Here is a 24175-nt window from a genome sequence, read left to right on the forward strand (position 1 = left end):
CCGGACCGACTCCCGCCACAGGGATCACTTAGAGTTACGCCGAGTAACACTAAGTTCCTGAAGTGAGCAGGGGGAAGACTGTGCTTGATTTCGACTGGCGTCCGCGGCTGAACACGCTGACCCGGAACGCCTGGGGCCTGACGTTCGGCGACGGAGTCCAGGAGGCCGAGCCGACCCCGTCCGAGCAGATCACCCGGGGCCTACACCGGGACCTGTACCGGTTCGGCCCCCAGATCGGCCCCCAGATCGGCACCCACCCGGTCCTCCTGGTGCCCCCGCTCGCCGCGCCTGCCCAGTGCTACGACCTGCGCCCCGGCCAGAGCCTCGCGGCACACCTGCTCGACAGCGGTCGCACGCCCTATCTCGTCGACTACGGCACCATGACCTCCACGGACCGGGGCCTCGGCTTCGAGGCCTGGGTCGACGACATCATCCCCGAGGCCCTGCGGCACGTCTCCGAGCTGCACGACGGCGCGCCGGTCGACCTGATCGGGTGGAGCCTGGGCGGGACGATCTCGCTGCTCACCGGGGCGGCGCACGCCGACCTCCCGATCCGGTCGATCACCGCGATCGGCACCCCTGTCGACTACACGGAGATCGCGGCCATCGCGCCACTGCGGGCCATCGGCCGGATCACAGGAGACCGGCCGCTCACCGCCGCCACCTGGGCGCTGGGCGGCCTGCCCGCCCCCGTGGTGCAGGCCAGCTACCGGGTCACGGCACTGCAGCGTGAGTTGACCAAGCCGTGGTTCATCGCGCGCAACCTGCACGACACCGAGACGTTGGCCCGGATGGAATCCATCGACAAGTTCATGGCCGCCATGCCCGGGTACCCGGCCCGGTTCTTCCATCAGATCTGCACCCAGTTGATCCTGGGAAACACTCTGGCGGCGGGGCAATTCCGGCTCGGATCCCGCACGGTCGAGCTGTCCGCGCTGTCGGTGCCGGTGCTGGCTATCGGCGGCACCGACGATGTCATCGCGCCGGTCGCCTCCGTCGCGCGCATCACCGACCTGCTGACGGGGGCCCCATCGGTCCGCTTCGAGACCGCGCCGGGCAGCCACCTCGGATTGCTCGCGGGCCCGGGAGCGAAGCAGACCACCTGGGCGCACATCGACGACTTCCTGAGCGAAACCGCGCCGCAGCTGGTCTGAGGGCTCACCCGTCGAACAGCGGCAGGCTCGGGTGCGTCACAGCTCCGCACCCGAGCCCTCGACAAGCTAGATCCCCGACGAGCCGAAAATCATGGCGATCGTCAACAAGATGCCCCCGATCACGCCCGAGAGGGGGTTGGCATCGCTGAGCAGCCATTCACCGACAGATCCCATATCGCTTCTCTTTCCAGTTGTGATCGATGGTCACGCGGAGCCTACTGAAAAGTGAATCAGTGACTGTTCACTTTCGGTCTGAGGGCTCACCCGTGGGCGAGGTGCGCGTCCACGGTCCGACCGACGAGGGCGGCCGCGCCCTGCGGGTCCCCGATGACCTGCAGGGCCCGGCCGGCCGCCAGCACGGCCATCCCGTGCAGTCCCGTCCAGATCCCGAGCGCCCGCTCCCGCGCATCCGCGCCGTCCGCGGTCGCCTCCTCCACCAGCGCGACGAGCGACGCGAACAACGGCAGACTCGTGCGCCGCAGGTCCGCCCCCGAGCCCTCAAGCAGGTCGTGGCGGAACATCAGCTCGAACATCGCGCGCCGGCGATCGGCAAAGCGCACATAGGCCCAGCCGAGCGCGACGAGCCGGTCTCGGGCAGGCAGGTCGCGGTCGTCCAGGATGGACCGGACAACCGCCGCGAGGTCGCCGAGGCCCTCGGCCGCGATCGCCGCGAGCAGCGCCTTGTGAGTCGGGAAGTACCGGCGCGGGGCGCCGTGCGACACCTCCGCCGCCCTGGTGATCGCGCGCAGGCTCACCCCCGCGATGCCCTCCCGCTCGAGAAGCTCGACACCACACCTGACCAGCTTGTCCCGTAATGGTTCGTCGTCCACGTAGACATTGTCTAACACTCGGTGACAGAATCGGCGACCTACGCGTAGACATTGTCTACGACCTGTCGATCGATCACCTCGGGAGCGCGCACTGTGTGGTACTGGCTGTTCAAGTACGTCCTGATCGGACCCGTCCTGCGCCTGTTCGGCAGACCGACGATCGAAGGCGCCGAGCACATTCCGCCGACCGGGCCGGTGATCCTTGCAAGCAACCACCTGACTGTCGCCGACTCGTTCTTCCTGGTCCTGATGGTGCGACGGCGCATCACCTTCGTGGCAAAGAGCGAGTACTTCACCGGCACCGGACTCAAGGGCAGGCTCACGCGCTGGTTCTTCTCCTGCACCGGCCAGGTCCCCATCGACCGCAGCGGGGCGGACGCCGCTCGGGGCGCACTGGCGACGGCGACCGGGATTCTCGAGGCCGGCGGCGTCTGGGGCATCTACCCCGAGGGCAGCCGTTCACCCGACGGGCGGTTGCACCGCGGCAAGACGGGCGTCATGCGGGTCGCGCTGCCCACCGACGCCCCGGTCGTGCCCGTGGTGATGCGTGGCACGCCCGCGGTCAATCCGGTCGGTTCCCGGATGTGGCGATTCGGCAAGGTCCATATCACCGTGTGCGCGCCACTGGATCTGGCGCACCACCGCGCGGCCGTCCCCAGCGAACGGTCGGTGCGCGAGGCGACCGACGAACTGATGCGGACCCTGCTCGCCAACTCCGACCAGGAATACGTGGACGCGTATGCCGCCAAACGGGTGGGGGTTTCGCTCCCACACGAAACCGCGCCCAGGTCGTACCCTTTCAGGTAAGCGACGAAAGGGAGGTGCAGGCTGTGGGGGCCAAAGCATCAACTATCTGGTACGTCGACGCCCCCGACCCCATGGCCGTCCTCCGCGATCATCCCGAGCCCGACGCCGAGGCGGCACACGCGCTGGTCGGCAAGCTCTATCCCGAAATGATCGTCACGCCACTCGAACCCGGCCTCCTCGCCACCTCGGCCGGGGTGCCACCCGGCGTGGTCTACGTCGGCAGTTATCCGGGGCTCACCGTGGTGTGCGGATCGAACCTCACGGTGCACGAGCCGTCGAAACTCGATGAATCCTGGACTCGCCCACTGGCTTCCGAGCGTACCTATCTGATGTGTACCGAACCGGACACCGCCTGGGCGTCTTTCGCGTACTGGGAACGCGGGGCACTGCGCCGCTCGTTCAGCGCGACGCCGGTGCACATCTACGAGGACTTCGGATTGCCGCTGGTGTGGGAGCGAGGGTTCTGGGCCGGGGAACATCCTATGGCCTACCCGGCGGAGGCGCTGCCCGACCCGCAGGCGCTGCCGTTCCATCCCGGCGAGTTCGCCGAGGCGGCCAACGCCGAGTGGCTCGGGTTTCGCTACACCGGGCCCGTCCGCGACGGCGAGATCGACCCCGCCATCGTCGGGGTCTGCGGATTCGCGATCTACAAGGAGGGCGAGGCGCCGCCCGCGATCCTCTCCGGGAAGCCCGACAGTGCGCCCCGGGTCGGACTCTTCCGCGGGATCCGCCAGTGGTTCGGGTTCGGCTTCGGCTGACCCGAGGTCAGCCGGCCCCGGCCAGCAAGGCGATCCACCCGGCGACGACTCCCACCACGGCACCGAGCACCGCCCAGCGCCACACCGGCACCGTCCGCCACTGCCACAGCGTCGGCGCCACACCGACCGCGACCAGCACGTTCACCACCAGCGCCAGCAGCGGGTGCACCGCCGCCATCGCCGCCCCGCAGGCGGCCACCCCGATGCCGGTGAGCACGGCCGCGAAACCCGACACCAACAGGCCGGTGGCCCACGGTGTGCGGGCGCCGACCGGACCACTCATCCGGCCGTCCTGACCCGTTCGTAGAACGCCATCGCGGCCGCGGTCGCCACGTTCAGTGAATCGGTTCCCGGCGCCATCGGGATCCGCGCGCGCACATCGGTGTTGCGCATCGCGTACTCCGACAGGCCCGGCCCTCGGCCCCGAGCAGCAGCGCCACCTTGTCCCCCGTCATCGCCTCGGCCAGCGTCACCGCGGACGGATTCGGAGTCAGGGAGATCAGTTGAAATCCGTTGTCCCTGAGCACATGCAACCCGCGCGGCCACTCCGGCACCCGCGCGAACGGCACCCGCAGCACGTGCCCCATCGACACCCGCACAGCCCGCCGGTACAGCGGGTCGGCGGTGCTACCGCCGAAGAGGACGGCGTCAACACCGAGTCCCGCGGCATTGCGGAACATCGAGCCGATGTTCTCGTGATCGTTGACGCCCTCGAGCACCGCGACGGTACGCGCACCGCGCAGCACCTCCTGCAGCTCCAGCGGGGGTGGGCGGTGTGCGGCGGCCAGCACGCCACGGTTGAGATGGAATCCGACCACCTCGGCCATCACATCGGCGGAGGTCCGGTAGAACGGCACGTCGACGCCCTCGAGATCGTCGGCCAGTTCGCTGAGCCGCCGATCCACACCCAGCAGACTGATCGGCTCGAACCGGGAGGCGAGCAACCGCTGGGCCACCAGCACGCCCTCGGCGATCACCAGACCCTTGCCCTCCGGCAGATCCGGGCGCCGATCCGACGAGTTCAGGTCGCGGAAGTCGTCCAGGCGGGTGTCGGCCGGATCGTCGATATCGATTACGTGAACCACACAGCCATCCTGCCGTACACAACAGTGCCACCTACAAATCTGTGCCACCCTCGAAGGATGACCGAGAGGGCGATCGCGATCAGGACGGCAACGGAGACGGACTGGGACGCGGTCGCGCTGCTCGATGCGCACGCGTTCGGTTTCCACCCCACCGACGAGGACATGGCCTTCACCAGGCGGTTCGCCCGGACGGAGGATGTCATCCTGGCCACCGACGACGACAGGCCCGTCGCGGTGGTGATGCACTTCGCGATGCGGATCACCGTCCCCGGCGGTACCCAGTTGGATCTGCCGGGGGTTTCCTGGGTCTCGGTCGCGCCGACCCACCGCAGGCGCGGCATCCTGCGCGCGCTGTTCACCGAACAGCACCGGCGGTTCGTCGCGGCGGGAGCACCGTTGTCGATCCTCACCGCCACCGAGGCCACCATCTACGGCCGCTTCGGCTACGGTCCCGCGACCAGCGAGCTCGCGGTGTCGGTCGACCGGCGTTCGGCCCGGATCCGTGACACAGCAGCGGATCCGGGCGGGGTGGCCCTGGTGCCACCCGCCGACGCCCGCGCGGCACTACCTGCGATCTACGACCGTTGGCAGGCGCGCACTCCCGGGGCCCTGGCCCGGCCGAAGGTGTTCTGGGACCGGATGTTCGCCGATCTCGAGCACCGCCGCGACGGCGCCTCCGCCCTGTTCTACCTGGTGCACGCGGACGGCTACGCGACCTATCGTCGCAAGCAGACCCCTGGCGGGATGGTCGCGGTGGTCGATGACCTCGTCGCCGCGACCGACGAGTCGTATGCGGCGTTGTGGCGGGTGCTCGCGGGCATGGACCTGATGAGCGAGATCCGGGTCGATCAGGCCGCGGACGACCCGCTGCCGTGGCTGCTGACCGACGCCCGGCTGCCGCGGGTGACCTCGCGGGACGACGCCGTCTGGGTGCGCATCATGGACGTGCCTGCCGCGCTCACCGCGCGCACCTTCGCCGTCGACCTGGACGTGATCCTCGAGATTCACGACCCGTTCCTCGACGCGGGCGGCAATTTCTCACTGCGCGTGGTGGACGGCCGGGCCACGGTCACCCGAACCGATGCTCCCCCGCAGGCCCGTCTCGATCTCGACGTACTCGGCAGCCTGTACCTCGGCGGCCACCGGGCGCGCTCGTTCGCTCGGGCCGGGCGGCTGTGGACGAGCGACGAGGCGGTCCTGGACCTGCTGGATCTGGCCTTCCGTGCCGACCGGGAACCGTTCGCCGGCTGGCACTTCTGAGGCTGGGGCAGGAGCGGAGCCTGCGGAGCGACCAACAGGACAGGAGCGGAGCCTCCGGAGCGACCGAAGGCCCTATTCCGAGTCGCTGACCATCGAACTGATGATCTCGACCGACTCGCGAAGCACGGCGATCTGCGAGTCGTCGAGCGCTGCCAGACGATCGTTCATCCACTTCTCCCTGGCGCTGGTCTCGTCTGTCACCAGGGCCTGACCGGAGTCCGATAGGGACACGATGATCTGACGGCCATCGGTGGGGTGCGGGGTCCGCACGACCAGGCCCAGGTCCGCGAGCGAAGCGATGACCCGGGTCATCGACGGCGGCTGCACCCGCTCCTTGGCCGCAAGCGCACCCGGCGTCATCGGCCCGTCCGCGGAGAGGCTGGCAAGCGCCGACAGCTGCGTCAACGACACCTGAGAGTCGGTGCGCCGCCCGCGGAGATGCCGCGTCAGACGCACGACGGCCAACGAGAGATCACTGGCCAGAGTGCGAGTATCCAATGTCACCCTCCGGAGGATACGGCACTACCTGACAAGCGGTTCAGGTAATCGCATCCGTGATGGGCCCGACCGCGAAATAGGCCACGAACAGGCCCGCGACCACCCACAACAGCGGGTGGATCTGCTTGATCTTGCCGCTGAACGCACCGATCACGACCCAGGCGATGAAGCCGACGCCGATGCCGTTCGCGATCGAGTAGGTGAAGGGCATCACGACCATGGTCAGGAACGCGGGCAGCGCGATGTCGAACTTGGTGAAATCGATGTCCCGGACCTGGCCGATCATCAGCGCGCCGACGATCACGAGGGCGGGCGCCGCGGCCTCGATCGGCACCACGGAATACAGCGGGGTCAGGAACATCGCGGCGAGGAACAACAGTCCGGTGACCACGTTGGAAAGCCCTGTGCGGGCGCCCTCCGCGATGCCGGAGGCGGATTCGACGAACACCGTGTTCGAGGAGGCGGACGCGCCGCCGCCGACGATCGCGCCTGCACCCTCCACGACGAAGGCCTTCCCGATCCCGGGCAGATTGCCGTGCTCATCGGCGAGTCCGGCCTCCTTGCCGAGGCCGGTCATGGTGCCCATCGCGTCGAAGAAGTTGGCCAGCACCAGGGTGAAGACCAGCAGGCTGGCGGCCAGCACGCCGATCCGGGTGAAGGCCCCGAACAGGTTGACGTCGCCGACCAGGCTCAGATCCGGCATCTGCGCGAGCACGTCCGGCATCGTCGGGACACTGAGGTTCCAGCCGCTCGGGTTCACCCCCTTCGAGGGGCCGACATGCCAGATCGCCTCGATGACCGCGGCCAGCACCGTCGTCACCACGATGCCGATGAGCAGGCCACCGCGGACCTTGCGCGCCACCAGGATTCCCATCAGCAGCACGCCGAAGACGAAGATGACCGTCGGCCAGGTGGAGATGGAGCCGCTGATACCCAAGCCGACAGGAACGCTCGTGCCCGCGACGTCGGGAATGCGGCGGACGAAGCCGGCGTCGACGAATCCGATGAACGCGATGAACATGCCGATACCCGCGACGATGGCCGACTTGAGCGCGTCGGGGACCGCGTTGAACACCGCGGTCCGGAAGCCCGAGATCGCCAACACCACGATGATGATGCCGTCGATCACCACCAGGCCCATCGCCTCCGGCCAGGTGACCTGCGGCGCGATCGTCACCGCGAGCAGCGCGTTGATGCCGAGGCCGGCGGCGATGCCGAAGGGGTAGTTCGCGATGATGCCGAACGCGATGCTCATGACACCGGCGACGAGCGCCGTTACCGCCGCCACCTGAGTGACCGGCAGGATGTTGCCGAGCACGTCCGTCTTCGCGGCCGCGTCGTCAGGCGAGAAGCTGCCGAGGATCAGCGGGTTGAGCACGACGATGTATGCCATCGCCACGAAGGTGACCAGGCCGCCGCGGACCTCGTTGCTGACCGTGGAACCACGTTCCGTGATCTTGAAGTAGTTGTCCAGGAGCCTCGAGGTTCCAGCCATAGCGTCCAATGTCCCAATCGCCGAAGGTGCGCGTCGCACCTGGGAGGTTAGGGCAAAGGGGAACGGGTAGCTTAATTATGTGACCGAGACCCGCGATGACCCGTTGATCCCTCGCAGGCTCACCGATCCGCGTCCGGTGGTGACGATCGGCACACTCGCCTGGCTGGTCACCACCGCGGTGGTGCTCGCCTCGGGTGAGCGCTGGCACGCGGCGCTGCCGATCTGTCTGGCCGGATTGGCCGTCGGCGCACTCGGATTCACGCTGTTCCTCGTGCAGCGGGCCGCCGCGCGCCGCGGCAGCAAGGGCGCGCAGCGCGGCCTGAGCTGACCGGGCCTAGACCCGGCTCGGCTCCATCGTCGGGTCGTCCCCTGCCTCGAACTCCTCCAGCTCGTCGTACTCGTCGTGATACTCCTCACCCGCGACGGGATCCTCCGTTCGCCTGCGCCACCAGAGTGTCACCGCCACGGCGGCGGCCACCAGCGCCAGCAGTACCAGGACCGCGAACCAGAACCTCGGACCGTAGTAGCCGCTCAGCGTCATCCGGAGAGCGTTCCTCGCGTAGGTGAGCGGCATCAGCGCCTGAAGCCACCGGAACGGCTGCGGCATCTGCTCGATCGGGAACACGCCGCCGAACGAGAACAGCTGGACCATCAACAGACCCAGCGCGATGAAGGTGCCGTTGACGGCGCCGAAGACGACGGTCAACATCCGGGCGAGGGCGAGGGCCGCCGCGCCGATCAGCAGCATCACCGCGACCATCATCACCACGCTTGGCGGCTCCGCGCCCGTCAGGGTGATCGCGGCGATCGAGGCCAGCACGGCGCCGCCGGCCATGATCGCGGCCGGCATCCGGTAGCGCCGGAGCCCGTCGCGCCTGGTCGGCCTGACCACGAACCAGATGAGGATCCCGAGCAGGAACAACGCAACGGACATCACCACCGGCACGGCACCCGGACCGAAACCGGCCGCGACGTTGATGTTCTTGGGGCTCAGGCTCACCGGCGATGCGAGCATCGCGGCTGTGGCCTTGCGCTCGTCCGGCGTGAACGCAGGCACCTGCGCCGCGCCGTCGGCGAGACCCTTGGCGAGCTCCGCGCTGCCGTCGTCGAGCTGTCCGACGCCGACCTGGAGCTCACCGAGGCCGTCGCGCAGCTGCACGCCGCCCGCGTCGAGCTGTCCAAGTCCGGAGTTCAGCTCGGCCGCGCCCGCGTCGAGCTGGTGCGCGCCGTCGGCCAGTTGACCCAGCCCGCCCGACAGTTCGCCGGCACCCGCGGCCGCGGACTGAAGCCCGCCCCTGTAGTCCGCCGCCGGGTCCGAGAGCTGGAAGGCGAGCTCCCGCGCGCCCGCCTGCAGCTGCTTGAGCTGACCCGCCACATCCTCGTCGCCGGTCGGGAGCCCGGCGGCGACCATGGTGTCGACGAGCGGACCGACCACCGTGTCGATCACCTCGCTGATCTGCTTGGCGCCCGCGCCCAGCTCGTCGGTGCCCGAGACCAGCTGCGAGAGTCCGCTGTTCAGTTCGGCCGCGCCCGCCGCTGCCTCATCGCTGCCCGCGGCCAGCTCCGAGGCGCCCGCGGAGAGCTCCCCGCTGCCCGCGTACGCCTCACTCAGGCCCGAGGAGAGCTCGACGCTGCCGTCGGCGAGCTGGGTGGTGCCCGACAACGCCTCCCCGGTACCGGCCGAGAGCTGGCGAGCGCCCGAGGCGGCCTCCTCGAGCCCCTTGCCCACGTCACCGAGCCCGACGAGCACCTGATCCACCGACTGTTCGCCGATCGACTCGGAGACCGCGGAACGCACCTGCGCCATCAGGCCCTCGCCGACCGGCGTCGCGACCAGGCTGTTGTGGTCGTTGTAGACGACCTCGAGCCGCGCCTTCTGCGCGTCGGGCGTCCCGGCACTCGCGATGTCGGCGCTGAAGTCCTGCGGGATCACCAGCGAGAAGTAGTACTCCCCGTCCTCGACGCCCTCGGTGGCCTGCTCCAGGTCCACCTCCTGCCAGGCGACGTCGCCGCTCTCGACCAGCGAGGCGGCCACCTCCTTGCCCGCCTCGAGCCGGGTCCCGTCCATGTCCGCGCCCGCGTCGTTGTTGACGATCGCGACGGGCAGCCGGTCGAGGGTGTCACCGGGGTTCCACAACGCCCACATGTAGAAGCCGATCAGCGCCAGCGGGGCGATCACGATCGCGGCGAGCACCCCACGGCTCAGGTGGATCCGCCGCGTGGGCTGGTCGGGAACGCCAGGGGTGGCTGCTGCCGCCATGGGTGACCTCTTCTCGTGACCGCAAAGCTGGACGATCGTCCAAAGCGGTCACCTTAGGGAAGACGGCGCTCCATTGGCAGAGTTTCGCGAAGATTTAACAATCGCCCAGATCCACAGACCCGCCCAGGCCGCGCCGAAGAGCCAGCCTGCGATCACGTCCGTGAGCCAGTGCGCGCCCAGGTAGACCCGGGAGAGCCCGACCGCCAGCGTCCACAGGCCCAGCCCCACGAACACAACGGGGGTGTTCCAGCGCGGCCCCCCGATCCGGACGATCACCGCCGCAACGACGCACACCAGGATCGACGACATCATCGCGTGCCCTGACGGGAACGAATGGGTCAGCTCGACCACCAACCGTTCCGGTTCCGGCGGTCGTTCCCGGCCGAATGCGAGCTTGAGCAGGGACATCACCAGCTGGCCGGTGAACATCGCGCCGCCGACCAGCAGCGCCTCCGCCCGATGCCGTCGCGCCAGCAGCGCGAGCACGATCACCGAGGTGATCACCCACGAGGCCACCGTGCCACCGAGATTCGTGATCACCATGACGACGTCGGTGAGCCAGGGGGTCCGGATCCCGACCATGAAATCCAGCACCGCCTGGTCAATCGGCATCCGGCCGGCCCCTTTCGAGATCCTGTCGCTCCGCGGGCTCCGCTCCGGCCAACAACCCGCGCTCCGTGCAGTGCGTGCGCCCCTCCTCGTCCACCCACCACGGCAGTTCGACGTCGCCCCGCACCGCGCCGCTGAGCCGAACGGTCAGGCGGTCGTGCACCACCAGGGTGCCCTCGGGCAGTGGCAGGCCGAGCGCGATATGGGCGAGCACCGCGGCGGGCTCGCGGTCCCAGGCGCTGACGCGGCGGCCTGCGCCGAGCACCTCGCCGCGGATCGCCTCGGACGCGGGCGGCAGGTCGAGCAGCTCGGCCAGCCCGGCCGCGCTCGGCAGGTCACCGACCACCAGCAGTTCCGGCGGCACGGCCGCCGCCAGCCAGGGCCGGTCCAGCACGACGGCCTCCGCCGGGTCGGCCAGTTGCCCGGACAGCGTCCGGACCGCCGCGGGTGGCGAGAGCTCGTCGAGATCGAGGATCCCCGACGCGGTCGCCTCCGCCAGCAGCCGGTGCGCACGCGCCACCACTGCGGGGCCCGGATCCCTGTCGCGGTCGGCGAGCCGGTCCAGCAGCAATTCCGCCATCTCGACACCGTCGACCCGGTCTGCGGCCACGACCCCCGACAACGCCGGGGCGTCCGGGTGCTCGAACACGTCGAGCAGCCCCTCGAAGGTGTGATCGTCGGGCAGGCGCATCGCCCCCAGCTGAACCCCGCCGAGGAGCCCGTGCCTGCGCAACCACCAGGCGGTGTACCCGGTCCGGTCGGAGAGCAGCGCCGCGGTCGCGGGCTCACCGGCCAGCAGGCCGAGCGCCTCCTGCCAGGCGCCGGAGTCCACGAGATCGAGGTCACGGACGGCGAGCAGCACCTCCGGATCCTCCTCGAGCGTCGACCACCAGGCGTCCTCGTCGTCGAGGTCCTGCTCGGGTCCGGTCGGCAGGTCCGCCCGGAGCACGGTGAATCCCCAGCCGACCCCGACGCCGCGCAGCGCTGCCTCGCCGAACCGCTCGACCAACTCGGACGACACGGTTCCGAACGGCGAGTCCGCCGCGAGCACGCGGGCGAGCGGCGCGCCCGGCAGCAGCAACTCGTCCGCGGCGCGCAGCGTTCCGTCCGCATCCGGCAGGGGCAGTTGGCCGAGCCAGCCGGGCAGGTCGCCCGCCGCGGCGGCGACCGCGGACAGCGACAGTACCGGTTCGACGAGTTCACTTGCGGCGGTGGGATCGTCGAGATCGATGTCCTCGATCGCCGACCGCAGGGCGGGGTCGGCGAGAACGTCGAGCGCGGATGCGCTGCCCGCCCTAGCCGGCCGAGCAGCCGGTGGGCGGCATCGGGATGCACCAGCCGGATCCAATGGACCCCGTGCGCGTCGACGCCGTGACCGAGCGCCCCGAGGTCGTGGCCGAGCACGACGGTTCGCGGGCCGGTCACCGTGCGCCCGTCCGTCAGCGGCACCGGGATGGCGGCGAGCTCTTCCGCGGCGACCGAGTCCACGACCAGCGGCTCCAACGCCGCGTAAAGCCTTCCCCACCAACCCGGTTCGCGATGGATCTCGGCGAGCAGCTCGGTCAGGTGCGCCAGCCCGATGCGGTGCACCCCGACGGCGGACAGCGCCTGGGCCTCGCGCTCGGTGGACAGCCCGGGACCGAGCAGCCCGGGGATCACGTCCTGCAGCAGATCGACCAGCTCTGCCGACAGCCCCGGCAGCACGACAGCGGATCCCGGCACCAGCGCCAGCCCGTCGGCGCCCGGCAGCCAGGCGTTGCCGGTCAGCTCCCGCAGTACCGCCTCGCGCAGCACCGCATCCACCTCACCGCGCGCGAATCCGGGCAGCGGCACCAGCCGCAGTCGTTGCGACTCAGGAAGCGCCGCAACGAAATCGGCATATCCCTCGGCCAGATGCTCGAGGGCGGCACCCGGCATCAGACGCCTGCGGTCGGGCTGCAGCGCCGCGTCCGCGATCAGGATCGCGGGCAGCGACAGCTCCTCGTCCGACCGGGTCGGCGCGCGCAGCACATCGGCCGAGACCGGACGGACCCGTCCGTCGCTGACCGGCACCGCCCAGCGAGCGGACTGCCCCGCCGAGTACTGCCACCAGGTGCGCTCGCCTGCCGGATCCTGCGGGGCGATCTCAACGCGGAGCTCTGTCAGCCCGTCGGCGAGCGGCCGCTCGAATCGGGTGAAGGTCTGGTCGGCGAGCTCGATCGACGCCAGCGCGGGCAGCTCCAGCAGCAGGTCTGGGGCGTCGTCGGCCAGCTGCCGCAGCAGCTCCTCCCCGTCCACCCCCGGCCGCAGCGCCAGCACCACCTCCGAGTCGAAACCAGCGGCGGGCGCCGCCTCGGTGGGCCACACCAACCGCAGCACGGGCACGCCCCGCTCAGGTTCGTCCAACCCGGCGGCGCGGAGTTCGTCGCGGGTCCGCTCGGCGGAGAAGGCGATCGAGCCGGTCCTGGACCGCACCTCGACCTCGTCGCTCACCGACAGCACGGCGGTGAATCCGACCCCGAACCTGCCGACCACCGGGGCGCCGTCGGTGTCCTTGCCCGAGACCCGCAGCGCGGACAGGGCCTGTACCCCCGACTGATCGAGGGGGTACCGGTGTTCGCGACGTGCAGTCGGGTGCCGTCGAGCGTGATCCGCATCGCTCCCGGCACTCCGGCCCTGGCGGCGGCGTCCGCGGCGTTCTGGGCCAGCTCGGTCAGCAATCGGTCGCGGTACCCCGCGGCCGCGAGGTCGGCCTCGGTTGCGGCATCCTCGCGGAGCCTGGTCGGCGAGGAACGCCACGCGAGCAGCGTCGATTCCCTCAGCGCATCGGCGCCGAAGGGATCGGCGACCGTCAGTCCGTCGATGCCGGTTCCCCGGCGGCGTCGGAGGTCGGCGCCTCGTCCGCGGGCACCTCGTCCGCGGGCACCTCGACTGTGGGCGCCTCGTCCGCGGGCGCCTCGTCCGCGGGCACCTCGACTGCGGGCGCCTCGTCCGCGGGCGCTTCGTCCGTGGGTGCCTCGTCTGCCGGAGCTTCCACCTTCGGTTCCGGCAACGCGACCATTTCCACCGCGCCGTCGTCGTAGGCGTCGAACTGCGGGCTACCCGCGCCGGTGGGCAACGTGGTGTCCGAGTGGGCGCCGCAGCCGTACTCGGCGTACACGACGTGACCGTCGGCGGCCATCTCGTTGCCACACACCCCGAACGCCACCTTCAGCGAACCGGACAGCGGCAGGTAGAACCCGCACAGCTCGCAGGTGGACGGCGCGGCCTTCGCCATCTCGGAGTCGGGACCGTAGTCGCCGTCGCGCCAACGCTCCGCGGCGTCCAGTCGGCCCTCGAGACTCATGACCTGCTTGCGGCCGAGCCCGACCTCGAGCGCCACCTCGTCGACCGCGGGGTCGCCGGTCGCCACGTAACCGGGCACCAGCCGCGGGTCGCCGGGCAGCGGGGCCAGCAGGTCGCCCGGCGAGAGGTCGCCTGGGCGGATCCGCTCATCCCACGGAAGCCAGTCGGGCGCGGTCAGCGCGTCAGGACCGGGCAGCAGGGCCAGCTCACTGACGGTCGCGTGGTCGGACTCCGGGTCGGCCGCGAGAACCACCGCCCACTGCCAGCCGCGGTAACCGGGCAGCTGCGCGGCGAACCGATGGGTGGCGGCGCACTCGCCCTCGGAGGTGACTCCCAGGTGTGCACCGACTTCCCCCTCGCCGAGGTCGATCAACGCCTGACGGGCCAGGTCCACCGCATCGGCGAGGACGGGGCGCACGGGGGCAAGCTCGGGGGCAGATTGGGCACTCACACCCCCATTTTGCCGTATCGCAGCAAATCATCGGCGCAACGGGCTGCAATGCTGGTCCGATGACCGGGCGACGGCTACCCCAGATCGCGGCCGTTGTGGCCGCCTTGATGCTCACCGGCTGCGCGAACGCGGCCACGAATTCCGGCACGGAACCGGACGCGGACCGCGTCGAGCGACTTCGCGTCGAGGTCGTGGGCGAGCGGCCACACGACCGGGGAGCCTTCACCCAGGGCCTCGAGGTCTCCGACGGCGAACTGCTCGAGGGCACCGGAATGGCCGGACGGTCGGACCTGCGGGCCGCCTCGCTGGAAACCGGCGTGGAGCGCCTCCGGGTGCCGGTGCCCGAGCAGATGTTCGGCGAGGGCATCACCGTCGCGGGCGACACCGTCTGGCAGATCACCTGGCGTGACGGCGTGGCGATCGCGCGCGATCGCGACACCCTCGCCGAGCGCTCCCGCACTAGGTACGAGGGCGAGGGCTGGGGCCTGTGCGCGCAGTCGGACCGCCTCGTGATGAGCGACGGCTCGGACACCCTCACCTTCCGCGACCCGGTCACCTTCGAGCCGCGCGGCACCGTGGCGGTCACGCTCGACGGGCAACCGCAGGACCGACTGAACGAACTCGAATGCGTCGGGGACACAGCGGTTTACGCGAACGTGTGGCAGACCCAGCAGATCGTGCGGATCGACCCGGACTCCGGCCGGATCACCGCGGTGATCGACGCGTCGGGCCTGCTCACGGACGAGGAGAGCCGCTCGGTGGACGTGCTCAACGGGATCGCGGAAGTGCCGGGCACCGACCGATTCCTGATCACGGGCAAGTACTACCCACGCCTGTTCGAGGTCCGCTTCGTCCCCTGACACCCGCGACGGGCGAGGCGTGTGGTCCTTTGTCGCCCATCTAGGACAGAATTGACCCGTGACCGGACCACGCGTGCCCAACGATCCCGACGGGAGTCGGGCATCCGACGACCTCGGACCGGGCCAGGGCCATCCGGGATTCGAGAACTATCCGCCGACGCGCCGGACCTCGGCCCGCCGCGCGCCGCTGCCCCCGCTGCATCCCGTTGGTGACACCCGACAGGGTTCCTCCGGTGAAACCCGGCAGGGCTCCTCGAGTGAAACCCGGCAGGGTTCCTCGCCGAAGCCGCCACCGATCCCCCGCAAGCTCACCGTCACCCGGGTGGCGGCGATGCGCAGCCGCGAACTGACGAACCGGGGCATCGCCACGTTCCACCGGGCGGCCAAGGCCGACGGCGCCGAGAAGTCGGGACTGACCGCGCTGACCTATGCGGTGATGGCGAACTTCGCCACCGACGCCGCCATCGCGGTCGCGCTGGCGAACACGCTGTTCTTCTCGGCAGCCACCGGCGAGGACAAGACGAAGGTCGCGCTGTACCTGCTGATCACCATCGCCCCGTTCGCGGTCATCGCCCCGCTGATCGGCCCGATGCTCGACCGGCTGCAGCACGGACGCCGGCTCGCGCTGGCGTCCTCGTTCGCGCTGCGCACCGTGCTGGCGGTCGTGCTGGTCTTCAACTTCGACAGCTGGGGCCTGTATCCGGCCGCGCTCGCGATGATGGTGCTGAGCAAATCCTTCTCGGTGCTCAAGAGCGCCGTCACCCCGCGCGTGCTGCCGCCGGAGATCGACCTGGTCCGGGTGAACTCCCGATTGACGGTCTTCGGACTGATCGGCGGCACCATCGGCGCGGGGGCGGTGGCAGGCGCGCTCGCGCTCATCGTCAGGTCGTCCTCGGGACCGTTGTGGTTCGCCGCCGCGGTCGCCGCACTCGGCGCGTACCTGAGCATGCGGATCCCGGCATGGGTGGAGGTCACGGAGGGCGAGGTGCCCGCCACCCTGACCTATCACGGCGACGACGCGCGCACCGAGCCGATCGGCAAGGACGTGGGCGAGGCGGCGAAGGCGAGCAAGCGGCGCCAGCCGCTCGGCCGCGCTGTCATCACGGGTCTCTGGGGTAACAGCACGATCAGGGTGTTGACCGGGTTCCTGACGCTCTACATCGCCTTCGTCGCGAAGTCCCGCACCGAGCACGAGCCGATGGCGCAGGCCGCCATGCTGGCCCTGGTGGGCGCCGCGGCCGCGATCGGCAACTTCGCGGGCAACGCCACCGGTGCGCGGCTCAAGCTCGGCAGACCGTCGGTGATCGTGCTGCGCTGCACGGCCGCCGTCACCGCGATCGCGATCATTGCCGCCCTCACCGACAGCCTGCTCACCGCGGCGCTCGCCACCCTGGTCGCGTCGGGTGCGAGTGCGCTGGCCAAGGTGTCGCTGGACGCCTCGCTGCAACACGACCTGCCCGAGGAGTCCATCGCCTCCGGCTTCGGGCGCTCGGAGACCGTCCTGCAGCTGAGCTGGGTCATCGGTGGGGCGCTCGGCGTGCTGCTGCCAACCGAGTACTGGATCGGATTCTCCGTGGTGTCGGTGCTGCTCGTGCTCGGCCTGGCCCAGACCTTCCTCACCTACCGGGGTTCGACGCTGCTCCCCGGCCTCGGTGGCAAACGCCCGAATGTGGCCAACCAGGAGATCACTCGACCGATCTCCGCGAACGCAGGGAACCGAACGTCGTGACCAAGACAAAGAAGATCGTCCTCATAGGGACCCTTGGGCTGCTGATCGCGCTCGCCGGGTTCGCGGCCGTCGTGACCGCGCTGGTGCGGGGAGCCGACGAGGAGCCGCCGACGGTCACCGCGTTCGCGGGCGGCAAGTCCCTCGTGGTGGAGCCGACCCAGTACTGCAACCTCTATCTGGAGGACTGCGTCGAGAGCCCCGTCGCCGAGCTCCAGGTCCCTCGCGGCAAGCCGCTGCAGATCTCCCTGCCCGGCGACATCGCCGACGGGCTGTGGCGAGTGGTGATGGTCTACCAGCTCGACGACGGCCGGGTTGGCGTCGACGAGCGGTACCACTCGCCGGGTGAGTCCCTCGCGATCACCGTCGAGACGCCGGAGGGCATGCAGCTCAACGGCATCGAGATCCAGCAGCCGTCGGCCGTCGTCAACGAGCAGGGCCTGCCGCTGGTGCACGCGACGTGGGCCATCAAGACCGCCTGATCGGGTACAGCAACGCCGAGGGGCACCGTCTCGTGACGGTGCCCCTCGGCGTTGGTGTCGCGTGCGGCTAGCTGTCGAGCTCGCGGGCGACGGCGCGCACGACCTCGGAGATGCGCTGCGCGGTCTTGCGGTCCGGGTACTTGCCCTTGCGCAGGTCGGGCTGCACCTTGGCCTCGAGCAGCGTGATCATGTCCTCGACCATGCCGTGCAGCTCGTCGGGCGTGTGCTTGCGCGCCGTGTCGTCCTTGCGGGCGCCACCGCTCTGCCGGATCGACGGCGCCGGATCGAGCACCTTGAGGCTCAGCGCCTGCGGACCACGACGTCCCGCGGCCATCCCGAACTCGACGCGCTGGCCCGCCTTCAGCCCCTCGACACCGTCGGGCAGCGCAGACGAACGGACGTAGACGTCCTCCCCCTCTTCCTGGGAGAGGAAGCCGAAGCCCTTTTCAACGTCGTACCACTTGACCTTGCCGGTAGGCACTGCGTTCACCTGCTCATCTACATAAATGAACGCGCCCCACCGTTTGCGGGACGCGATGGACCGAAGTCTACCCCCGCGTGCCCCTCCCGAGCACCGGGGTTTCCGGGGGATACGGTTGGAACGTGGTCAGCCAATCCTCTCCCCGCGGCAACGGACTCTTCCGTGCCGCGCTCCTGTTCTTCTTTGTCGGCGTCCTCGCCATCGTCGCGATCTTCGTGGTGGCCGCGACCGGCCACGAGCCGGGACTGGTGCTGTACCTGATCGCCCTTGCCTGCCCGATCGGGTTCCTGCTCGGCATTGTTTTCGCGCTGCGGTCCGGCCGCCGCGTTCGAAGAGAGGGAAACCAATGAGAATCCTGCTCAACATCATCTGGCTGATCTTCGGTGGCCTCTGGCTCGCGCTCGGCTACTTCGTCGCGGGCATCATCTGCTGCATCCTGATCATCACCATCCCGTTCGGGATCGCGTCCTTCCGGATCGGCGTCTACGCGCTGTGGCCCTTCGGCAAGACCGTCGTCGAGCGCCCGACGTCGGGGATCGCCTCGTTGATCGGCAACGTGATCTGGCTGATCGTGGCCGGTATCTGGCTGGCCATCGGCCACGTGGTGAGCGCGATCGCGATGGCGATCACGATCATCGGGATCCCGCTCGCCATCGCGAACCTGAAGATGATCCCGATCTCGCTGATGCCGCTCGGCAAGGAGATCGTGGACGTCGGTGCGGCGCCCACGTCGTCAACGAGCTTCCCGGCATGATGCCGCCGCCCCGCGCCACCCCGGCTGCGGGGCGCGCACTCCCCTCTCACCCACTGTTCCTCGGCTCACTCGGCGCCCTTGCCCTCGCCGTCGTCGTGGCGCACGACCGGGTGGTGCCGATGGGATACCCGCTGTGGGGCCTGTTCCAGAACGGTCTCGACCTGCTGGTCTACCGCAGCGGCGGCGCCACCGTGCTGCGGTCCGACGGGCTCTACGACCACGCGCTGCACGGCGGCATGTGGTTCACCTATCCGCCATTCTCGGCCGTCCTGTTCGCCCCGCTCAACGCCGTGTCGGCGGAGCTCACCACCATTCTCGGATATCTCGCGAACTTCGGGATCCTCTACGCCGTCGTCCTGTTGTGCTGGCGGCAGCTCGGGTACCGGACGGACCGCAGGCTGTACGTGGCGACCGGACTGATGACGGTGACCTTCACCTGGCTCGAGCCGGTCCGCACGACGATCTGGCTGGGCCAGATCAATCTGCTGTTGATGGTGCTGATCATCTGGGACCTCGGACGCCCCGAGGGCAGCAGGCTGCGCGGCATCGGCGTCGGGATCGCGACCGGGATCAAGCTGACGCCCGGTCTGTTCATCGTCGAACTGCTCGTCACCCGGCAGTGGCGCGCGGCGGCGACCGCGATCGCAGGCTTCCTCGCGACCGTCGTCGTCGGGTTCGTGGTGATCTTCTCGGACTCGTGGTCCTACTGGACCGCGGTGATCCTGCACTCGACGCGAATCGGCGAGACTGCGTGGCCCGCCAACCAGTCCGCCGCCGGGGTACTGGCCCGCTGGCTGGACGTCGCGGACCCGCCGCTGATGCTGTGGCTGCTCTGCGCGGCCGTCCTGACCGCGCTCGGACTCGGCGCCTCCTGGCTGGCGCACAAGCGCGGACAGGCGCTGCTGGCCACCACCCTGTGCGGGTTGACCTCCGCGGCGGTCTCGCCGTTCTCCTGGGGCCACCACTGGGTGTGGTTCGTGCCGCTACTGGTCCTGGCCATGCACCGCGCGCTCGGCGCCGGGCGGGCGACCGCCTGGCTAGTGCCCGCGGCACTCGCGCTGCCGCTGCTCTGCTGGACGCATGAGTTCCCGGACAGCGTGCAGGCGATCGGCCTGTTCATGGTCCCCACCTCCGATGCCCTGGCTCCGTTCTTCGCCGCGGTGTACCCGCTGATGTTCGTCGTCATCGCCGTGACCACGCTGATCGCGCTGCGCCAGGGTCCACGCCAGGCGGAGCCCGAGGTCAGCCCCGATCGAAACTGTGATCTACCTCACATCACGGTAACATAACAGGACGGTCTCGGGCCGAGGTGACCCGATCTGACCTGCGAATACGCTCGAATTTTCGGGCGAAACGCCGAAAGAATCGAAATTTAGGTAACAGATGACTACACGGCCTCGGCCACGTACGGTCATCTGCGGCCGGAGAAGTTCGGCCAGATCCGATCCGCCGCGCCAAACCTCGTCCCGCGGAACCGGATTCCTACGAGTTACCCAGGGACGAGGACGGGGGACCCACGTCCCCAGTGGACACCGAGGAAATCGCGCAAGCGAATTTCTCTTGGGGTGAAGCCAGACCCGCACCATCCAGGAGCGGCGAGGCCGGGCGACCTCTCAGCCCGAACCCGACAGCTGACCTCGCAGGCGCGTGAGGAGAGGAAAACCCGCATGAGCACTGGACGCCATCGCAAGCCCACGAACACCCGCCGCAACGCAGCCAAGGTCGTCGTGACCGGCGCAGTGTTGGGCGCAGCCGGCGCGGCCTTCGCGGCCCCGGCCAATGCAGCCCCCGATTCCGACTGGGACCGCCTCGCACAGTGCGAAGCAGGCGGCAACTGGGGCATCAACACCGGCAACGGCTACCAGGGTGGACTGCAGTTCTCCCCAGCACCTGGAACGCCCACGGTGGTGGCGAGTACGCCGCGACCGCCAACCAGGCCACCCGTGAGCAGCAGATCGCGGTCGCCGAGAAGGTCCTCGCCTCGCAGGGTTGGGGCGCCTGGCCGTCCTGCTCCTCGAGCCTCGGCCTGACCAGCGGCTCGACCCCGCGCTCCGCTCCCGCCGCCGAGGTTGCTCCGGCGGCCGAGCTGCCCGCCGTGACCAGCCTCCCGACCACCGACGGCGCAGCCGACGTGCTCGACAGCCTCGACAGCGCCCTCGAGGCGGTCCAGGCCAAGGGCATCGCGCTCGATCCGCAGATCGAGGCGCTCTTCGAGCAGGCCAAGTTGAACCCCCAGGTCATCGACTTCCTGAAGGCCAACTCGGGTCTCCTGCCCCGCTGAGACTCCCCCTTCACGTGAAAGGCCCCGCACCTACGAGGTGCGGGGCCTTTCGCGTTCGGTATCCGAGGTCAGCGATTGATGACCGTGTGCGGGTGGGTGTAGGGCAGTTCAGAGACGGGGAGGGGGAACTCGGTGTCCTCCCCGAACGGGGACAGCCCACCGGAGCGGCTCGACGAGAGCTCCGTGACGGCATGATCGCCATCCTGGAGTTCCGGCGCCGGCCAGCCTGGATCTACGTATCGCTTGCTCGAATTGTTAGCCACAGTCCCATTTTGGCAGGAGCTCGCGCCGTGGTACACCCCAGGTCTCTAATCTGATAGTTGATGACCGATACCGAAGGTGCTGCCCCCGCCGCCGAATCACCTCACGGCACCGCCGTGCCGGACAGCCTGCTCGCCTGGCTGACCGCGAGGACCGATGCGGAGCTGGCCGAACTGCTCAGGCTGCGCCCGGATCTCGCGGTGCCGCCACCAGCGAACCTGGCGGTCCTGGCGGCCCGTGCCGAACAACGCGCATCGGTGCTTCGGGTCGCCGACGACCTGAACGTTCTCGAACTCACCGTGATCGGCGTGCTCTCGCTCGAACGCGGGGCGGAGGTCGGGGTCCGGCGCGAGGTCCTCGCGGAGGCGCTCGCCGGACGGGCGCCGGTCAAGGCCGTCGACCGGGCGCTCAAGGCGCTGCGCGCCCGAGCACTGGTCTGGGGCACGCAGGTGCTGCGGGTCGTGGCGACCGCGAACGACGCCGTCTCCTGGCGGGTCGACCGGCCGCAGGAGCCGATGTCCGCGGCGCAGGTCATCGCGGGCCTGGCGACCGTGACCGATGCCGAGCGCAGGCTGCTCGAAACCCTGGCCACCAGCTCGCCGATCGGCCGCACCCGCGACGCCGCGCCCGGCACGCCACCGGACCGCCCCGTCCAGCGACTGCTGTCGCTCGGCCTGCTGACCTGGGTGGACGAGCAGACCGTCGAGCTGCCCCACCAGGTCGGCCAGGCACTGCGCGGCGAGACGATCACCGACCCGATGGCCCTCACCCCGCCGCCGATCCGCACCAACAAGCAGAAGATCGCGGACGTGAACGCGGTCGCGGCCGGCGAGGCGCTCGAGCTGATCCGGCACTGCGAGGACCTGATCGCGGCCCTCGGCGACCAGCCCGCACCGACCCTCAAGGCGGGCGGGCTCGGGGTCCGCGAGACCAGGCGCCTGGCGAAGGCGGCCGGCGTCGACGAGAACCGGGTCGGCCTGATCGTGGAACTACTGTCCGGGGCGGGCCTGATCGCGAGCGGCGCCCCCGACCCGGCCCCCGCCGCCGACACCGGCGACGACTACTGGGCACCGACGGTCGCCGCGGATGCCTGGCTCAACACCGGTACCGCCCAGAGGTGGTACACCCTCGCCCACGGATGGCTGGAGATGCCCCGCAGGCCCTGGGTGATCGGGCTGCGCGATCCCAACGACAAGGCGATCGCCGCGCTGTCCGAGGAGGTACGCGCATCCGGCGCCCCCGCGACCGCAAATTCGTGCTCGAGCTGCTCGGTGAGCTCTCGCCGGGGCAGGGCGCGACCACCTCCGAGCTCGCCGCGCTGGTCGCGTGGCGGCGCCCGCGCTGGTCCGGCCGGTTCGGTGCTGGGGCCGTCGAGCACACCGTCGCCGAGGCGGCCGCGGTCGGCCTGATCGGCCGAGGCGCGCTCGCGTCACCTGGCCGCGGGCTGCTGCACGGGGCCGCCGCAGAGGCGGTGGTCGCCGAGATGACGGCGAGCCTGCCCGCCCCCATCGACTACGTCCTGGTGCAGGCGGACCTGACGGTGATGGCTCCCGGCCCGCTGATCCCGGAGCTGCAGGAGCAGATCACCCTGGTCGCGGACATCGAATCGGCCGGTGCAGCGACCATGTACCGGATCCGGGAGGACAGCGTGCGACGGGCGCTCGACGCCGGGAAGAGCGCCTCGGAGCTGCACGCGCTGTTCGAGAAGCGCTCGAAGACGCCGGTGCCGCAGGCCCTGACCTACCTCATCGACGATGTCGCGCGCAGGCACGGCCAGCTGCGGGCGGGGGTGGCGTCCTCGTTCATCCGCTGCGAGGACCCGGCGCTGCTCGCCGAGGTGCTGGCCTCCGCGGTGTCCGAGCAGCTGGCGCTGCGTGCCCTGGCCCCGACCGTCGCGATCTCGCAGGCGCCGCTGAGCGAGGTGCTCGACCAGCTCCGGTCGGCCGGGTTCGCACCGGCGGGAGAGGACTCCTCCGGCGCGATCGTGGACCTGCGACCGCGCGGCGCCCGGGTGCCGCGACGCCGGACGCGCCCCGCGCTGCGGATGCCCGCGATCCCCACCGATGACCAGCTCGGGTCCCTCGTCAGCCAGCTGCGGGCCGGCCAGCGGGCCGCAACCGCCCAGCGTGGTCAGGGTGTGCGTTCGGACGGCAGCCGGGCGGGCGGCGCCGCGACGATGGCGCTGCTCCAGCTCGCGGCGAAGGTACGCCGCAGCGTGGCGATCGGTTATGTGGACGCGCAGGGCGTGGCGACGGAGCGCGTCGTCGATCCGATCAGCGTCGGTGGCGGACAGCTCGATGCACTGGATCCGGACACCGGGGCGGTCCGCCGATTCACCCTGCACCGGATCACCTCGGTGAACCTCCTCGACTGATTCCGGGCCGCGCGGGTAGGAAAAGCACGCCCGCGTGCGCGACTGGCTTTTTCCTGGAAATGACGTATGGTCGGCCCAAGTGATTGCCACTTCGAATTCAGGAGCGACAATGGCAGACAAGAAACCCGGCAAGAGCCTGAAGAAACCGGCACAGTCCCTCAAGGAACGACGTGCCGAAAAAAGGGATCGCGCAGCCGATTCCGGAGAGCTGATCAGAAAACGGAAACGCCACTGATGCGCACCGAGGTGACCGCACCACCCATCCCCCTGGTCCTCGACACCCTGCACAGCCGGATCTACGAACTAACCGGGGAGGCGATGTTCTCGAATGCGCGGTCCAGCGGGTATCACGCCGCACTGCGTTCCGCCAGACTGTTCGTACTGGATGAACGAGCACGGCAGTGCGCACTTCCAGAATGCCGCCC

At 69.9% G+C, this 24175-nt stretch carries 21 protein-coding genes, 4 pseudogenes and 1 riboswitch; of the genes and pseudogenes, 14 read left to right on the forward strand and 11 right to left on the reverse strand.

From position 1 onward, the window contains the following. Positions 1-80 precede the first annotated feature (80 nt). Complete coding sequence (locus BTZ20_RS21435) at positions 81-1154, forward strand: alpha/beta fold hydrolase (protein ID WP_077042742.1); 1074 nt, start codon at positions 81-83, stop codon at positions 1152-1154. A gap of 260 nt (positions 1155-1414) precedes the next feature. Here the strand turns inward: BTZ20_RS21435 and BTZ20_RS21440 are convergent, their stop codons facing one another. Then, entirely contained in the window at positions 1415-1984 is a 570-nt protein-coding gene (locus BTZ20_RS21440) for a TetR/AcrR family transcriptional regulator (protein ID WP_077042743.1), read from the reverse strand. Positions 1985-2077: 93 nt separating this feature from the next. Here BTZ20_RS21440 and BTZ20_RS21445 point away from each other — a divergent pair, with 93 nt between their 5' ends. Both BTZ20_RS21445 and BTZ20_RS21450 read left to right on the forward strand, forming a co-directional pair. Then, complete coding sequence (locus tag BTZ20_RS21445; protein ID WP_077042744.1) at positions 2078-2791, forward strand: lysophospholipid acyltransferase family protein; 714 nt, start codon at positions 2078-2080, stop codon at positions 2789-2791. A gap of 23 nt (positions 2792-2814) precedes the next feature. After that, on the forward strand, positions 2815-3549 hold the full coding sequence (locus tag BTZ20_RS21450) for a DUF6928 family protein (protein ID WP_077043889.1): 735 nt from the start codon (positions 2815-2817) through the stop codon (positions 3547-3549). Between the two features lie 7 nt (positions 3550-3556). Here the strand turns inward: BTZ20_RS21450 and BTZ20_RS21455 are convergent, their stop codons facing one another. Further along, positions 3557-3832, reverse strand: a complete 276-nt coding sequence (locus BTZ20_RS21455; protein WP_077042745.1) for a DUF2537 domain-containing protein — start codon at positions 3830-3832, stop codon at positions 3557-3559. Further along, positions 3829-4634 (reverse strand): annotated as a pseudogene (locus BTZ20_RS21460) (TrmH family RNA methyltransferase). Before BTZ20_RS21460 ends, BTZ20_RS21455 begins: the two are co-directional and overlap by 4 nt. Before the next feature lie 57 nt (positions 4635-4691). Between BTZ20_RS21460 and BTZ20_RS21465 the strand changes: the two are divergent. Further along, positions 4692-5894: a GNAT family N-acetyltransferase gene (locus BTZ20_RS21465; RefSeq protein ID WP_077042746.1), complete on the forward strand. Its 1203-nt coding sequence runs from the start codon at positions 4692-4694 to the stop codon at positions 5892-5894. A gap of 72 nt (positions 5895-5966) precedes the next feature. On the opposite strand, the gene BTZ20_RS21470 is transcribed toward BTZ20_RS21465, so the two are convergent. Together BTZ20_RS21470 and BTZ20_RS21475 are read right to left on the reverse strand one after the other, a co-directional pair. Then, a complete protein-coding gene (locus tag BTZ20_RS21470; RefSeq protein WP_077042747.1) occupies positions 5967-6398 on the reverse strand; it encodes a MarR family winged helix-turn-helix transcriptional regulator in 432 nt (143 codons plus the stop codon). A gap of 34 nt (positions 6399-6432) precedes the next feature. After that, on the reverse strand, positions 6433-7887 hold the full coding sequence (locus BTZ20_RS21475) for an NCS2 family permease (protein WP_077042748.1): 1455 nt from the start codon (positions 7885-7887) through the stop codon (positions 6433-6435). Between the two features lie 79 nt (positions 7888-7966). On the opposite strand from BTZ20_RS21475, the gene BTZ20_RS21480 reads away from it, so the two are divergent. Then, positions 7967-8215, forward strand: coding sequence for a DUF2530 domain-containing protein (locus BTZ20_RS21480; protein ID WP_077042749.1), 249 nt, complete (start codon positions 7967-7969; stop codon positions 8213-8215). A gap of 6 nt (positions 8216-8221) precedes the next feature. Here the strand turns inward: BTZ20_RS21480 and BTZ20_RS21485 are convergent, their stop codons facing one another. From BTZ20_RS21485 to BTZ20_RS21500, 4 genes and pseudogenes are all read right to left on the reverse strand, one after another. Next, positions 8222-10147: a YhgE/Pip domain-containing protein gene (locus tag BTZ20_RS21485; protein ID WP_077042750.1), complete on the reverse strand. Its 1926-nt coding sequence runs from the start codon at positions 10145-10147 to the stop codon at positions 8222-8224. 48 nt (positions 10148-10195) lie between these two features. Beyond that, positions 10196-10759, reverse strand: a complete 564-nt coding sequence (locus tag BTZ20_RS21490) for a phosphatase PAP2 family protein (protein ID WP_077042751.1) — start codon at positions 10757-10759, stop codon at positions 10196-10198. Continuing rightward, positions 10749-13404, reverse strand: a pseudogene (locus BTZ20_RS21495) (ATP-binding protein). Before BTZ20_RS21495 ends, BTZ20_RS21490 begins: the two are co-directional and overlap by 11 nt. 182 nt (positions 13405-13586) lie before the next feature. Further along, positions 13587-14549 (reverse strand): DUF3027 domain-containing protein, encoded by a 963-nt coding sequence (locus BTZ20_RS21500; RefSeq protein WP_083742783.1) that lies wholly within the window; start codon positions 14547-14549, stop codon positions 13587-13589. A 41-nt stretch (positions 14550-14590) separates the two neighbouring features. Here BTZ20_RS21500 and BTZ20_RS21505 point away from each other — a divergent pair, with 41 nt between their 5' ends. From BTZ20_RS21505 to BTZ20_RS21515, 3 genes are read left to right on the forward strand one after another with little or no spacing between them, the layout of a single operon-like run. Further along, positions 14591-15391, forward strand: coding sequence for a glutaminyl-peptide cyclotransferase (locus tag BTZ20_RS21505; RefSeq protein ID WP_077042753.1), 801 nt, complete (start codon positions 14591-14593; stop codon positions 15389-15391). A gap of 58 nt (positions 15392-15449) precedes the next feature. Beyond that, positions 15450-17120 carry an MFS transporter gene (locus BTZ20_RS21510; protein ID WP_077042754.1) on the forward strand — a complete coding sequence of 557 codons (1671 nt, stop codon included), beginning with the start codon at positions 15450-15452 and terminating at the stop codon, positions 17118-17120. Continuing rightward, positions 17117-17599: a DUF2771 domain-containing protein gene (locus BTZ20_RS21515; protein ID WP_077042755.1), complete on the forward strand. Its 483-nt coding sequence runs from the start codon at positions 17117-17119 to the stop codon at positions 17597-17599. The genes BTZ20_RS21510 and BTZ20_RS21515 overlap by 4 nt, the downstream gene beginning before the upstream one ends. Positions 17600-17666: 67 nt before the next feature. Here the strand turns inward: BTZ20_RS21515 and BTZ20_RS21520 are convergent, their stop codons facing one another. Next, positions 17667-18080: a cold-shock protein gene (locus BTZ20_RS21520; RefSeq protein WP_077043890.1), complete on the reverse strand. Its 414-nt coding sequence runs from the start codon at positions 18078-18080 to the stop codon at positions 17667-17669. Between the two features lie 122 nt (positions 18081-18202). On the opposite strand from BTZ20_RS21520, the gene BTZ20_RS21525 reads away from it, so the two are divergent. The 4 genes and pseudogenes from BTZ20_RS21525 (at position 18203) to BTZ20_RS29575 (ending at position 21115) form a co-directional block, all read left to right on the forward strand. Then, on the forward strand, positions 18203-18430 hold the full coding sequence (locus tag BTZ20_RS21525; RefSeq protein WP_077043891.1) for a hypothetical protein: 228 nt from the start codon (positions 18203-18205) through the stop codon (positions 18428-18430). Next, positions 18427-18834 carry a YccF domain-containing protein gene (locus tag BTZ20_RS21530; protein WP_077042756.1) on the forward strand — a complete coding sequence of 136 codons (408 nt, stop codon included), beginning with the start codon at positions 18427-18429 and terminating at the stop codon, positions 18832-18834. Before BTZ20_RS21525 ends, BTZ20_RS21530 begins: the two co-directional genes overlap by 4 nt. Further along, complete coding sequence (locus BTZ20_RS21535) at positions 18831-20123, forward strand: glycosyltransferase 87 family protein (protein WP_083742784.1); 1293 nt, start codon at positions 18831-18833, stop codon at positions 20121-20123. Before BTZ20_RS21530 ends, BTZ20_RS21535 begins: the two co-directional genes overlap by 4 nt. A 188-nt stretch (positions 20124-20311) precedes the next feature. Then, positions 20312-20496, forward strand: a riboswitch (cyclic di-AMP (ydaO/yuaA leader). Between the two features lie 5 nt (positions 20497-20501). Beyond that, positions 20502-21115, forward strand: a pseudogene (locus tag BTZ20_RS29575) (transglycosylase family protein). 68 nt (positions 21116-21183) lie between these two features. Here the strand turns inward: BTZ20_RS29575 and BTZ20_RS28565 are convergent. After that, positions 21184-21378, reverse strand: coding sequence for a hypothetical protein (locus tag BTZ20_RS28565; RefSeq protein WP_072751546.1), 195 nt, complete (start codon positions 21376-21378; stop codon positions 21184-21186). A gap of 60 nt (positions 21379-21438) precedes the next feature. Here BTZ20_RS28565 and BTZ20_RS21550 point away from each other — a divergent pair. Both BTZ20_RS21550 and BTZ20_RS29275 read left to right on the forward strand, forming a co-directional pair. Beyond that, positions 21439-23750: pseudogene (locus tag BTZ20_RS21550) on the forward strand (helicase-associated domain-containing protein). 109 nt (positions 23751-23859) lie between these two features. After that, positions 23860-23985 (forward strand): hypothetical protein, encoded by a 126-nt coding sequence (locus BTZ20_RS29275; RefSeq protein WP_257017835.1) that lies wholly within the window; start codon positions 23860-23862, stop codon positions 23983-23985. Positions 23986-24175 lie beyond the last annotated feature (190 nt).

It is taken from the genome of Rhodococcus sp. MTM3W5.2, assembly GCF_001984015.1.
In the GTDB taxonomy this organism is placed as follows: domain Bacteria; phylum Actinomycetota; class Actinomycetes; order Mycobacteriales; family Mycobacteriaceae; genus Rhodococcus_G; species Rhodococcus_G oryzae.